The sequence below is a fragment of the Micromonospora sp. LZ37 genome (assembly GCF_059359015.1).
Genome location: NZ_JCADBL010000002.1, coordinates 401,953 through 414,410 on the forward strand (window position 1 = coordinate 401,953; position 12,458 = coordinate 414,410).

Annotated in this window: 14 protein-coding genes; 5 read left to right on the plus strand and 9 right to left on the minus strand. The window is 73.6% G+C overall.

The window, feature by feature from the left end; translation table 11 throughout:
- Positions 1-109 precede the first annotated feature (109 nt).
- Together AC5L3Z_RS05940 and AC5L3Z_RS05945 are read left to right on the plus strand one after the other, a co-directional pair.
- Positions 110-985 (plus strand): IS5 family transposase, encoded by an 876-nt coding sequence (locus AC5L3Z_RS05940; protein WP_494840626.1) that lies wholly within the window; start codon positions 110-112, stop codon positions 983-985.
- Positions 986-1,046: 61 nt separating this feature from the next.
- Positions 1,047-1,358 carry a hypothetical protein gene (locus AC5L3Z_RS05945; protein ID WP_494840149.1) on the plus strand — a complete coding sequence of 104 codons (312 nt, stop codon included), beginning with the start codon at positions 1,047-1,049 and terminating at the stop codon, positions 1,356-1,358.
- Between the two features lie 202 nt (positions 1,359-1,560).
- Here the strand turns inward: AC5L3Z_RS05945 and mshC are convergent, their stop codons facing one another.
- The 6 genes from mshC to AC5L3Z_RS05975 form a co-directional block, all read right to left on the minus strand.
- Complete coding sequence (gene mshC, locus AC5L3Z_RS05950; RefSeq protein ID WP_494840150.1) at positions 1,561-2,799, minus strand: cysteine--1-D-myo-inosityl 2-amino-2-deoxy-alpha-D-glucopyranoside ligase; 1,239 nt, start codon at positions 2,797-2,799, stop codon at positions 1,561-1,563.
- A 67-nt stretch (positions 2,800-2,866) separates the two neighbouring features.
- A complete protein-coding gene (locus AC5L3Z_RS05955) occupies positions 2,867-3,682 on the minus strand; it encodes an SCO1664 family protein (protein WP_494840152.1) in 816 nt (271 codons plus the stop codon).
- A complete protein-coding gene (locus AC5L3Z_RS05960; protein WP_334530347.1) occupies positions 3,679-4,254 on the minus strand; it encodes a DUF3090 domain-containing protein in 576 nt (191 codons plus the stop codon). The genes AC5L3Z_RS05955 and AC5L3Z_RS05960 overlap by 4 nt, the downstream gene beginning before the upstream one ends.
- Before the next feature lie 112 nt (positions 4,255-4,366).
- A complete protein-coding gene (locus tag AC5L3Z_RS05965) occupies positions 4,367-5,080 on the minus strand; it encodes a histidine phosphatase family protein (RefSeq protein WP_494840153.1) in 714 nt (237 codons plus the stop codon).
- 70 nt (positions 5,081-5,150) lie between these two features.
- Positions 5,151-5,987, minus strand: coding sequence for an undecaprenyl-diphosphate phosphatase (locus AC5L3Z_RS05970; RefSeq protein WP_334530341.1), 837 nt, complete (start codon positions 5,985-5,987; stop codon positions 5,151-5,153).
- Positions 5,984-7,036: an LLM class F420-dependent oxidoreductase gene (locus tag AC5L3Z_RS05975; protein WP_334530339.1), complete on the minus strand. Its 1,053-nt coding sequence runs from the start codon at positions 7,034-7,036 to the stop codon at positions 5,984-5,986. The genes AC5L3Z_RS05970 and AC5L3Z_RS05975 overlap by 4 nt, the downstream gene beginning before the upstream one ends.
- A 164-nt stretch (positions 7,037-7,200) precedes the next feature.
- Between AC5L3Z_RS05975 and AC5L3Z_RS05980 the strand changes: the two genes are divergently transcribed.
- A complete protein-coding gene (locus AC5L3Z_RS05980) occupies positions 7,201-8,172 on the plus strand; it encodes an aldo/keto reductase (protein WP_334530336.1) in 972 nt (323 codons plus the stop codon).
- A 31-nt stretch (positions 8,173-8,203) separates the two neighbouring features.
- Here the strand turns inward: AC5L3Z_RS05980 and AC5L3Z_RS05985 are convergent, their stop codons facing one another.
- Positions 8,204-9,121 (minus strand): hypothetical protein, encoded by a 918-nt coding sequence (locus tag AC5L3Z_RS05985; RefSeq protein ID WP_494840154.1) that lies wholly within the window; start codon positions 9,119-9,121, stop codon positions 8,204-8,206.
- Positions 9,122-9,293: 172 nt separating this feature from the next.
- Here AC5L3Z_RS05985 and AC5L3Z_RS05990 point away from each other — a divergent pair, with 172 nt between their 5' ends.
- Complete coding sequence (locus AC5L3Z_RS05990; protein WP_088646215.1) at positions 9,294-9,485, plus strand: DUF5703 family protein; 192 nt, start codon at positions 9,294-9,296, stop codon at positions 9,483-9,485.
- Positions 9,486-9,574: 89 nt separating this feature from the next.
- On the opposite strand, the gene AC5L3Z_RS05995 is transcribed toward AC5L3Z_RS05990, so the two are convergent.
- The gene (locus AC5L3Z_RS05995; protein ID WP_494840155.1) at positions 9,575-10,237 is read right to left on the minus strand and encodes a hypothetical protein; all 663 of its coding nucleotides are present in this window, start codon (positions 10,235-10,237) and stop codon (positions 9,575-9,577) included.
- Between the two features lie 47 nt (positions 10,238-10,284).
- On the minus strand, positions 10,285-11,613 hold the full coding sequence (locus tag AC5L3Z_RS06000; protein WP_494840157.1) for a M20/M25/M40 family metallo-hydrolase: 1,329 nt from the start codon (positions 11,611-11,613) through the stop codon (positions 10,285-10,287).
- 178 nt (positions 11,614-11,791) lie between these two features.
- Between AC5L3Z_RS06000 and AC5L3Z_RS06005 the strand changes: the two genes are divergently transcribed.
- A complete protein-coding gene (locus AC5L3Z_RS06005; RefSeq protein WP_494840159.1) occupies positions 11,792-12,409 on the plus strand; it encodes a hemerythrin domain-containing protein in 618 nt (205 codons plus the stop codon).
- The last annotated feature ends 49 nt before the right edge of the window (positions 12,410-12,458 follow it).

Here is a 12,458-nt window from a genome sequence, read left to right on the forward strand (position 1 = left end):
GCGCACCGCCCCGACGAGACCGGCGGCCACCGCCTCCCCGACCAGCGCGGTGACCTAGGGTCTGTTTCAGAAGTTGATCCATGGGCTCGACTGCATGAATGATCTTGTGGTGGGTCGTGGTGATCTGACCGATGAGCAGTGGGCGGTGTTGGAACCGCTGCTACCCGCGTCGGTGGGGCGTGGTCGGCCAGCGGTGTGGTCGCGTCGGCTGTTGATCAATGGGATCAGGTGGCGGGTGCCGACGGGTTGTCCGTGGCGTGATCTGCCGCCGGAGTACGGGTCGTGGCAGACGGTGTATGGGCTGTTCCGGCGATGGCAACGCTCGGATGCGTGGGCCCAGATCCTCACCGCGTTGCAGGCCAGGGCGGACGCGGCCGGCTTGATCCGCTGGGAGGTCAACGTCGACTCGACGATCTGCCGGGCTCATCAGCATGCCGCCGGCGCCCGACACGACGGCGACGCCCAGCGGGAGCCGGCCGGTGGGGTGGTGGCTGAGCCGGCCGATCACGGGCTCGGCCGGTCCCGGGGTGGCCTGACCACGAAGATTCATCTGCCGTGTGAACAGGGCCAGAAGCCGCTGTCGATTCTGGTCACCGCCGGCCAACGCGGGGATTCGCCGCAGTTCGTGCCGGTGCTGCGGGGCATCCGGGTGCCCCGGCTCGGACCAGGCCGACCACGCCAACGGCCGGATCGAGTGCGCGGGCACAAGGCGTATTCGTCGCGGGCCAACCGGGACTACCTGCGCCGCCGCGGCATCAAGGCCACCATCGCCGAGCCCGCCGACCAGGCCCACAACCGCAGGAAGCGCGGCGCAGCCGGCGGCAGACCACCAGCGTTCGATGTCGAGGACTACAAGGCCCGCCACGCCGTGGAGTGCGGCATCAACCGGCTCAAACGCCACCGGGCGGTGGCCACCCGCTACGACAAGCTCGCCGTTCGCTTCGAAGCCGCCGTGCACGTCGCCGCGATCAACGAGTGGCTCTGACCACCGGGCATCGCCTCATGCGAAGCTGGGCCGGCTGAGCAGCAGAGCAGGGAGAACCCGGATGGCCGCCGACTATTACTACGCCGACGCCGAGAACGGTGACCACATCGACGACCCCTCCGAAGACGCCCTGTTCATGCTGATCGACGAGCTGAACCACGACGACAACACCTTCGTCACGATCAACCCCGCCGACGACGACCCGGCCTGGTACGCCTCAATCTCGCTGCTCGACGACGACACCTACGAAGTCGAACGCCGCGACGCCCGCCAGCGCATCCACGACCTCACCATCGAGACCGACCGCGGCCACATCGCCAAGGACCTCACCACCTGGCTGGCCGGGCGCCACTACCCCAACCGACCAGGCTGACCCCTCAGTCCTGCCACTTCTGAAACAGGCCCTAGCCGCCACCCCACTCCATGATCAGGTCGCGTCTTCTGACACGACACGCCGTGTCCGGTGTCGGGAAACGCGACCCGATCATGCGTGTCCGGAGGTCACCCGGGTCGAGCCGCGCCGGTTGGCCGGCGACACCGCCCAGGCGACACCGCCCGGGCGCCGCCGGGCGGGCTCAGAGGCGGATGCCGAGCAGCGCGTCCACGGTGTCGGCGAAGAGCGCGGGAGCGCCCGGGTCGTCACCACCGTCGGCGAGGACCCGGTCGACCCAGGCGTCGACCACGGCGAGGGCACCCGGGGTGTCCAGGTCGTCGGCGAGCCGGTCGCGTACCCCGGCCAGCAGCTCCGCCCCGGACGGCCCGGCGGGGGCGGCGGCGGCCCGACGCCAGCGGGCCAGGCGCTCCTGCGCCGCGGCGAGCAGTTCGTCGGTCCAGGTGCGGTCGCCGCGGTAGTGGTCGGCCATCAGCCCGAGCCGGACGGCCATCGGGTCGACCTGGTCGGCCCGCAGCCGGGACACGAAGACCAGGTTGCCCTTGGACTTCGACATCTTCTCGCCGTTCAGGCCGATCATGCCGGCGTGCACGTAGTGGTCGGCGAAGGGGGCCTGGCCGGTCAGCCGCTCGGCGTGCGCGGCGGAGTACTCGTGGTGCGGGAAGAGCAGGTCGTTGCCGCCGCCCTGCACGTCGATCCGGTCGCCGAGCAGGTTCAGCGCGATCACCGCGCACTCGATGTGCCAGCCGGGGCGGCCGGCGCCCAGCTCGCCGCCGGGCCAGGAGGGTTCGCCCTCGCGGGCGCCCCGCCACAGCAGCGGGTCCAGCGGGTCGCGCTTGCCGGCCCGGTCCGGGTCGCCACCGCGCTCCGGGAAGATCTCCAGCATCTGCTCGCGGCTCAGGTGGGACTCGTAGCCGAACTGCGGCGCGGCGGCGGTGTCGAAGTAGACGTCACCGGTGCCGTCGTCGAGGCGGTACGCGGCGCCGTCCTTGAGCAGGACGAGGACCTTCTCGGCGATGTCCGGGATCGACTCCACCGCGCCCACGTAGTGCGCCGGCGGGATCATCCGCAGCGCCTCCATGTCCTCCCGGAACAGCGCGGTCTCGCGCATCGCCAGGACCTTCCAGTCCTCGCCGTCGCGCGCGGCCCGCTCCAGCAGCGGGTCGTCGATGTCGGTGACGTTCTGCACGTAACGCACCGTGACCCCGGCGTCGCGCCACATCCGCTGCACCAGGTCGAAGGTGATCATGGTGGCGGCGTGGCCCAGGTGGGTGGCGTCGTACGGGGTGATGCCGCAGACGTACATGCTCGCCGTGCTTCCCGGCCGGCTGGGGTGGGCGCCACGCCGCGCCGAGTCGTACAACCTCAGAGGCACCCCGTCGCCCGGCAGCCGTGGCACCTCATGTCCCGCCCAAGACTCCATGAACGCCAGCCTAACGAGCCGTCAGGCCGCGGGGAGCCGCCTCCCGGGTGATCAACGTGACAACGGCTCACATGGGCGGCCAGGGCATCGCCGGCCACTCCTGCGGCGGCAGCGGGTAGCTGCCGGTGGCGCGCAGCCGGTCCACCCGGGCGGCCAGCTCGGCGATCTCGCCGATCGTCAGGTGCTCGGCCAGCTCCGCGCCCAGCTCCCCGGTGAGCTGACCGGCGAGCGCGTCGAGCATCTCCACCGCGTCCGGCGGCAGCCGGCGGCCCGCCCAGCCCCAGAGGACCGTCCGCAGCTTCTCCTCCACGTGGAAGCAGACGCCGTGGTCCACGCCGTAGAGGCGGTCGTCCGGCCCCACCAGCACGTGGCCGCCCTTGCGGTCGGCGTTGTTGAGCACCGCGTCGAGGACGGCCAGCCGGGCCAGCCGCGGGTCGTCGGCGTGCGCCAGGGCGTACGCGGCGCCGTCGTCGTCGCGGGCCGCGGCGACCGGGAACCAGCGCGGCGGCACCTCCTGGGCGGGCACGAACCCGACCAGCGGCTCGGCGTCGGACGGCTCGTCGATCCAGAGCTGGCAGGAGCCCGGGCCGAACGGGCCGTCGCGCAGCACGGTCGGCGGCACCAGGTCCCACCCGGTGGCCCGCGAGACGAGATAGGCGGCCACCTCCCGGCCGGCGAGGGTGCCGTCGGGGAAGTCCCAGAGCGGGCGTTCGCCACGCACCGGCTTGTAGACGCACCGGGCCGACGCGCCGTCCAGGGTCAGGATCCCGCGCAGGGTGGTGTTGGAGGCGTCGACCAGCCGCCCCTCCAGGGTGAGCTCACCGTCGCGCAACAGCCGGAGCGCGGCGCTGCCGTCCCGGCGCTGCAACTCCGACGAGGTCACCGGTGGTAGCCGTTGTGCCGGGGACAGAGGTGGCCGGCGGGGTCGAGCGGCTGGCCGCAGAGCGGACACGGGGGCCGCCCGGCGTTGACCACCCGCTTGGCCCGCTCGATGAACTCGCGGGTCGCCTCGGGGGTAAGCCGCACCCGGAGCCGGTCGAGGTCCTCGTCCGGCTCCTCGTCGTCGTCCTCGTCGTCCTCGTCGTCGTCCAGCTCGACCTCGACCTCCGCCTCACCGGCGGCGATCGCCTCGATCACCACCGTGGCGGTGTCGACGTCGAAGGCCAACCCGAGGGTGCCGACCCGGAACTCCTCGTCCACCGGAGTGTCCAGCGGGTCGTTGTCGCCGACGGCGGCGGGGGGCTCCGGCAGGTCGACGCCGAACCGGCGCTGCGCCTCGGTGAGCAGCTCCTCCAGCTTCTCGGCGAGCAGCGACACCTGCACCTTCTCCAGCGCGACGCTGACCAGCCGGCCGCCGCCGCGCGCCTGGAGGAAGAACGTCCGCTCCCCCGGTGGCCCGACGGTCCCGGCGACGAACCGCTCCGGCGGCTCGAAGGCGTGCACCTGGTGGGTCATACCCACGACCCTATCCGGCCCGTGGAAGCGTCGCGCACCGCACCGACGCCGAATAAGCCGAGGGCGAAACGCCGCGGCCCGCGGCGTCCCCGCCCGGCGTGGCGGCGCCGACTCACCGGGTCGCGCCCGCGCCACCGCCGACCGCGGCGTCGGAATCGGCCGCGCCGGTCGCCCGGCGGCGCCGCTTGCGCACCGGCGGCACCAGGCCGACCAGGTCGCCCCCGGTGTCGTTGAGGCGGATGAGGAAGGGGCGCAACGGGGTGTAGCGGATCGCGGTGACCGACGCCGGGTCCGCGACGATGCGCTGGAAGAGATCCAGGTGTACGCCGAGCGCGTCCGCGACGATGGCCTTGATCACATCGCCGTGGCTGCACGCCAGCCAGACCGCCTCGGGGCCGTGCTCGGCGGTGACCCGGGCGTCCCAGGAGCGGACCGCGGCGACCGCCCGCGCCGCCATGGCCGCCATCGCCTCCCCCTCGGGAAAGACCGCGGCGCTGGGGTGCTGCTGCACCACCGGCCAGAGCGGCTCCTTGGCCAGCTTCTTCAACGGCTGCCCCTCCCAGCTGCCGTAGCCGCACTCGATCAGCCCCTCTTCCAGGACCGGCTCGACGCCGGGCAGGGCCAGCTGGAGGGTCTGCCGGCAGCGGATCAGCGGACTGCTGACCACCGCGGCCAGCGGCACCGCGCGCAGCCGCTCGCCGACCGCGGTCGCCTGGGCCCGGCCGGTGTCGTCCAGCTCGACCGGCTGGCGGCCGGCCAGCCCCCCGTCGGCGTTCGCCGTCGTCCGGCCGTGTCGCAGAAGCAGAAGGGTCGCCACGGACACCACCCTAGGGGCAGGCCGGACGCGCACCGGCCCCCGGCACCGGGGGTGTCGGGGGCCGGGCTGGTCGTACGGCTCAGGTGGCGCTGATCGTGCCGGTCAGCAGCAGCGCCAGCACCAGGGTGCCGAGCGCCACCCGGTAGAGCACGAAGACGTACAGGGTGTGGTGCGCGACGTAGCGCAGCAGCCAGGCGATGGCCGCGTAGCCGATGGCGAAGGCGATCACCGTGGCCACGATCATCTGCGCCACGCTGGGCACCGAGGTGCCCGGCGCCGCCGGCTCGAACACGTCACCGACGCTGAAGATGCCGGACATCACCACCGCCGGGATGGCCAGCAGGAACGAGTACCGCGCCGCCGCCTCCCGGGTCAGGTTGAGCAGCAGGCCGGCGGTGAGCGTGCCGCCGGAGCGGGACACCCCCGGGACCAGGGCCATCGCCTGGGCGAAGCCCATGACGATGCCGTCGCGCATCCGGAAGTTCTCCAGGGTGCGGGTCTGCCGACCCCAGTACTCGGCGAAGGCCAGCACGAAGGCGAAGACGATCAGGGTGGTGGAGACCACCCACAGGTTGCGGCCCGCGGTGCGGATCTGGTCCTTGAACAGGAAGCCGAAGAGCCCGATGGGGATCGAGCCGACGATGACGTACCAGCCCATCCGGTAGTCGAGGCTGGACCGCACCGAGCGGTCCCGCAGGCCCAGCAGCCAGGTACGGGTGATCCGCCAGATGTCCTTGGCGAAGTAGATGAGCACCGCCGCCTCGGTGCCCAGCTGGGTCACCGCCGTGAACGAGGCGCCGGCGTCCCGGTCGAAGAAGATCGCCGAGGTGATCCGCAGGTGCCCCGACGAACTGACCGGAAGGAACTCGGTGAGCCCCTGGACGACGCCCAGGACGATGGCTTCGATCCAGGTCACTCGCCGACCCCGGAGAGGTCGAGCGCCTCGGCCACCGTCCGCAGGGTCTGCACGCCGCTGTCCCGGTCGGCGACGAAGAGGGTCACCGACAGGGTGGTCACGCCGGCGGCGGCGTACTCCCGCAGTCGCTCGGCGATGCGCTCCTTCGGGCCCAGCAGCGAGGTGCGGTCGATGAACTCCATCGGCACCGCCGCCGCGGCGTCGCGCTGCCGCTTGGCCAGGTAGAGGTCCTGCACCTCACGGGCGGCGTCGCCGTAGCCCATCCGGGTGGCGAGCTGGTTGTAGAAGTTCTGCTGCCGGCTGCCCATGCCGCCGACGTAGAGCGCGGCGTACCAGCGGACCAGCTCGGCGCAGGTGGCGACGTCGTCGCCGACCACCACCGGCACGGAGGGGACCACGTCGAAGCCGGCCAGCTCCTTGCCGGCCCGGGCCCGACCGGCGCGCACCGAGGCGAGCTGCTCCTCGGCGAACTCCGGGGCGTAGAAGACGGCCAGCCAGCCGTCGGCGATCTCGCCGGCCAGCTCCAGGTTCTTCGGGCCGACGGCGGCCAGGTAGATCGGGATGTGCTCGCGGGGCGGGTGGAAGCCCAGCCGCAGCGCCTTGCCGGGGCCGTCGGGCAGCGGCAGCGTGTAGTGCTCGCCGTCGTACGCGACCTCCTTGCGGGCCACGGCCAGCTTGACGATGTCCACGTACTCGCGGGTGCGGGCGAGCGGCTTGGCGAACCGGACGCCGTGCCAGCCCTCGGAGACCTGCGGGCCGGAGACGCCGAGGCCGAGCCGGAACCGGCCACCGGAGAGGGCGTCGATGGTGGCCGCCGTCATCGCGGTCATCGCCGGGGTGCGGGCGGGGATCTGCATCACCGCGGCGCCGATGTCGATCCGTTCGGTCTGCCCGGCCATCCAGGCCAGCATGCTGGGCGAGTCGGAGCCGTAGGCCTCCGCCGCCCACACCACCGAGTAGCCGAGCCGGTCCGCCTCCTGGGCAAGCGCCAGGTGGTCGGCGGGTGTGCTCCACGCCGTCTGGTATCCGAGACTGAGCCCTAGTCGCACTGGATCCTCCCCATCCGCACCACAGGTCGCATCAGGGTACGCAATGGCGGCGGTGGCGCCGATCACCGGCTCACCCCGCCCGCGTCGCCCCAGGCGGGAGGGGGACGGGAACTTGACGGGAGCGAGGATGTCGGTGACGGCGGGTTTCGAAATAAGGTTCACCCATGCAACAGCGACCGCTCGGCCGAAGCGGGCTGGCGGTTTCCCGGCTCGCGCTCGGCACCATGACCTGGGGCCGGGACACCGACGCCGACGACGCGGCCGCCCAGTTGAAGAGCTTCCTCGACGCGGGCGGCAACCTGGTCGACACCGCCGACGTCTTCGGCGACGGCGACGCCGAGTCGGTGCTCGGCTCGCTGCTGGGCACCCTGGTGCCCCGCGACGACGTGCTGATCGCCACCAAGGCGGGGCTGCGGCCGGGCAGCGGCCGGCGCCGGGACGGCTCGCGCGGGCACCTGCTGCGCACCCTGGACGCCTCGCTGCGCCGGCTCGGCACCGACCACGTCGACCTGTGGCAGGTGCACGGGTACGACCCGGACACCCCGCTGGAGGAGACCCTGGCGGCGCTGGACCACGCGGTGTCCAGCGGCCGGGTCCGCTACGTCGGGGTGTCGAACTTCTCCGGCTGGCAGACCGCCCGGGCGGCGGCCTGGCAGGCGGCCTGGCCGGGGCGGGCCCCGGTGGTCGCCGCGCAGGTGGAGTACTCGCTGCTGGAGCGGGGCGTGGAGCGGGAGGTGCTGCCGGCCTGCGCGGCGCTCGGGCTGGGCGTGCTGCCCTGGTCCCCGTTGGGGCGGGGGGTGCTGACCGGGAAGTACCGGCACGGCCGGCCCGCGGACTCCCGGGCCGCCTCCGCGCACTTCGAACGGTTCGTCGCCACCTACCTGGAGCCGCGCTGTTCCAGCATCGTCGAGGCGGTGGCCATCGCCGCCGGCGGGCTGGGCGTCTCGCCGCTGGAGGTGGCGCTGACCTGGATCCGGGACCGGCCCGGGGTGACCGCGCCGATCCTGGGCGCCCGCACGGTGGGGCAGCTGCTCGGCGCGCTCCAGGTGGAGCGGATGACCCTGCCCGAGGAGATCACCACCGCGCTGGAGGACGTCTCGGCGGTGCCGGTGGGCTATCCCGAACGGGAGGGTTGACCCGCCCCGCGTCGGCGACCGGCCGGCCCGGTCATCCCCGACGGTCCCCGGGGATGCCGCGCACCGCGGCGACGAACCGGTTCTGGTCCTCCCGGTGCGCCGGGTTGAGCACCCGGATCCAGGAGCCGTCGTCGAAGACGACGGTGATCGGGAACTGGATCATCCGAGTGGCGCCGTAGTGGCAGTCGATCCGGACGATCCGGCGCCGGTCCACGCTCCACAGCAGCCGGGGACGCCGGTGGTCCGGCTTGTCCGCGTCCGGGCGCATCCCCATCCGCAGCAGATGCAGGTGGGTGTCGGTGACCGCGAGCGGGGTGCCCGTGTAGCGCTCCAGGCAGAGCAGCAGGCTGCCGGCGAGACTGGCCAGCTCGCCGCTGAAGACGTACCGCCGCCGGTAGGCGATCTCGGCGAGCTGGTCGGCCAGCGGGCGGTAGCGGCTGAGCCGGAACGCCGCCCGGAACGCCTCCTGCTCCGGGGTGAGCGGCAACGGCCGGCGCGACGGGGCCGCCCGGTCCGGTGCGGCACCGGCCGCCGCGGGCTCGTCCGGGCCGGGCAGCGCCGCGAGGGTGGCCGCGGCGGCGGCGTTGGCGGGCAGCATCAGCACCTGCGCGACCATCCGAACCGGGGCGATCACCGCGTCGACCCAGGCGACCGGGTTGGCGATCTGGAGCAGGCCGAACAGCATCCGCGGGTCCATCACCTCGGCGAACTCGTCGCCCATCCGGTCGGCGAACTGCGCGCCCAGCCGGTGGAGTTCGTGGGTCCTGATCCCGGTCAGCCCGACGTACCGGACCTCCTGCCCGGGGACCAGCGGCGCCACCAGCAGCCGCTCCGGCTCGTCGCTGGTGCGGAACTCCTCGCGCAGCTCGCGGGCCCGGTCGCGGACGGTGCGCGCCCGCTGCGCCGCGGTCGCGGTCAACCGGCTGATCTGGTCCCACGCTCCGGGCACCGGCCCACCTCCCCGTCGTCGACCGCCGGGGGCGGTCGTCCGGGGAACATTGTGGCCGACCGGGCGGAAACCCGACGTCCCGCCCGGGACGCCGCCGGTCGCGGCGGGGACAGCGGCACGGGTCACCCGCCGGAGGGTGGCGCGCCGCGTCCGGGCTGGGCAGCATAGGTCCATGGACTACGAATACGCGCCGCTGCGGCTGCCGCCGAACGTCGACCGGTTGACCGCCGCGGCGCAGCTGGCGATCCAGGCGGAGTTCTCCGGCTGGGAACTGGCCCGGGTGCAGCTGTTCCGGGACGGCACGCGCAAGGTGGTGCTGCGCCGCCGTCGGGTGAACCAGCCGCAGCCGGGCCTGTCCTACTGACGGCGACCGGGTACGCCGCGCGGCGTACCCGGGAACGAGCCGGCGGCCCCGGGGCCCGGCCGGACGGTCGGGCCCCGGGGTGACGCGGCCTAGTGCTGGTGCCCGGCGTGGTCGTGCTCGGCGTCGACGTCGAGGAACGGGTGCTCGTCGAGCCGACCGACGAGGCGGTCGTCGGCGGCCGGCTGGAACGGGCCGACCGGGTCGTCGTCGTCGAAGGACTCCAGGTCGACGGGGGTGCCCACCTCGCTGACCATCACCACGCCGTCCAGCGGCTCCAGCTCCGGCACGTCCAGCGCGCTCAGCGAGCCGTCGCCGCTCTGCAGCAGCTCCAGCACCGCCTCGCCGACGCCCTCGACCGGGGCCGGCTCGTCCTCCTCCGGGGTGCCCTCGCGCCGGGCCACCTCGGCGACCCGGATCAGCGCCGAGACGCTGGGCACCCGGTAGTCGCGGCGCTGGCGCACCGAGATGACGGCCGGGTGCGGGTCGGTGGCCTCCACGTCCTCGACCCCGCCGAAGCGCTCGTCGGCCTCGTCGGGGTCGATCGACTCGACGTCCCACGGGGTGACCTCACCGAACGCGTCCAGCAACTGCTCGTCGTAGGCGTACGAGGCGTTGTTCAACGCGACGTACGCCTGCCAGACGTCGTCGTCGTCGATCCGGCCCTGGGCGGCGCGCACCGCAGCCAGGTGGGCCCGGGCCGCGTCGATCACCCGCTCCAGGGCGGCGTCCAGCTCACCGTGCTGGTCGGTCATGAGGTAGTCCCTTTCGCGATGGGGAGGGTGGGTCCGCGCCGGCGCCGTCAGCAGTCGCGCAGGAACCGGTCGAGGACCCGCACGCCGAACTGTAGTCCGTCGACCGGCACCCGCTCGTCGATGCCGTGGAACAGGGCGGAGAAGTTGAGGTCGGCCGGCAGCCGCAGCGGGGCGAAGCCGAAGCAGCGGATGCCGAGCTGGGAGAAGGCCTTGGCGTCGGTGCCGCCGGAGAGCATGTACGGCACCGGCCGGGCGCCCGGGTCCTCCGCGCGCAGCGCCGCCGACATCGCGTCGACCAGGTCACCGTCGAAGGTGGTCTCCAGGGCCGGCTGGCGCTGGATGTACTCGATCTCGATGTCCGGGCCGACCAGCTCGCGCAGCTGCCGCTCCAGCATCTCCGACTGCCCCGGCAGGCTGCGGCAGTCGATGGTGGCGGTGGCCCGGCCGGGGATGACGTTGTCCTTGTAGCCGGCGGCCAGCCGGGTCGGGTTGGCGGTGCTGCGGATGGTGGCGCCGATGATGTTGGCGATCGGGCCGAGCTTGGCGATCGCCGTCTCCGGGTCGTCCGGGTCCAGCTCCACGCCGAGCACGTCGGAGACCTCCTCCAGGAAGGCCCGCACGGTCGGGGTGACGGTGATCGGGAAGCGGTGCCGGCCGATCCGGGCGACCGCCTCGGCGAGCGCGGTCACCGCGTTGTCGTCGTGGATGAACGAGCCGTGCCCGGGGCGGCCCTTGGCGTGCAACCGCAGCCAGTCCAAGCCCTTCTCGGCCGTCTCGATCAGGTAGAGCCGCTGGCTCTCGTTGATCGAGTAGGAGAAGCCGCCCACCTCGCCGATCGCCTCGGTGCAGCCGTCGAAGAGCTCCCGGTGCCGCTGAGCGAGGAAGTGCGCGCCGTAGTCGCTGCCGGCCTCCTCGTCGGCGGTGTACGCCAGCACGATGTCGCGCGGCGGGCGGACGCCGGTGCGCTGCCAGTGCCGCACCACGGCCAGCACCATCGCGTCGAAGTCCTTCATGTCGATGGCGCCCCGGCCCCAGAGGTAGCCGTCGCGCAGCTCGCCGGAGAACGGGTGCACCGACCACTCGTCCGCGTCGGCCGGGACCACGTCCAGGTGGCCGTGCACCAGCAGCGCGCCCCGCCCCGGGTCGGCGCCGGGGATCCGGGCGACCAGGTTGGCCCGGCCGGGCGCGGACTCCAGCAGCCGCGACTCGACGCCGACCTCGGCGAGCTTCTCCCCGACGTACTCCGCCGCGCGGCGCTCCCCGGCGCTGGTGGCGTTGTCGCCGGTGTTGGTGGTGTCGATCCGGAGCAGGTCGCGGCAGAGCTCCACGACCTCGTCGGTGGGGTCGGGCCGGGCGGAGGCGTGGTCGCTCGTCACCGCCTCTTTCTACCAGCCGGCGGCGCCGCGGCGACGGCCCGCCCGGCGCGGTGCGCCCGCCGGTCGCCCGCCGCCGGAGTTTCGTGATCTTCGGGTACGGGTACCGCGCTGGCGTCCCCGCACCGCCCTGGTCCCCGGCCGCCGACCCCCGCTGCGGCCGCCCGTCGAGGAGGGCACCATGACCGTCCCGCTGCCGCCGCTGCCGCCCACCGCCGACGACGCCTACCGGCCCGGCGGCCGCAGCATGGCCGACATCGCCGACGCCGAGCACCACCAACTGCTCCGCCTCGCCGACCAGGCCACCGAGGCGGACCTGCCCGCCGAGCGACGCCGGGCGGTGGTGGAGGTGCTCACCGCCGCGGTGTCCCGGCACCTCTCCGCCGAGGAGCAGTACCTGCTCCCCGCGGCCCGGGCCGCGCTGCCGGCGGAGACCGACCGGGTGGACCGGGTGATCGAGACCGACGCCGCCCTGCTCACCGCGCTCAAGGCGCTGACCGGTCCGGACGACGAGACGCTGGCCGAGGTCGCCGATCGGGTACGCCGGCACGTCGCGGCGGTGTCGGCGCTGATCACCCCGCTGCGCGCGGTGGCCAGCGACGCCGAGCTGATCCGGCTGGGCAACCGTTGGGAGATCGCCGAGGAGGCGGCGCCGACCCGGCCGCACCCGGCCACCCCGGCCACCCCGCCGTGGAACCGGATCGTCGAGCCGGCGGTGGGTGTGGTGGACAAGGTGCGCGACGCGGTGACCGGCCGGCGGACGTACCTGGCGGACCTGAAGCGGCAGCCGCGCGACTGAGCGGAAGCAAGACATCGTCGTACGCCGATCCGTTCGGGGCCTTCCGCCG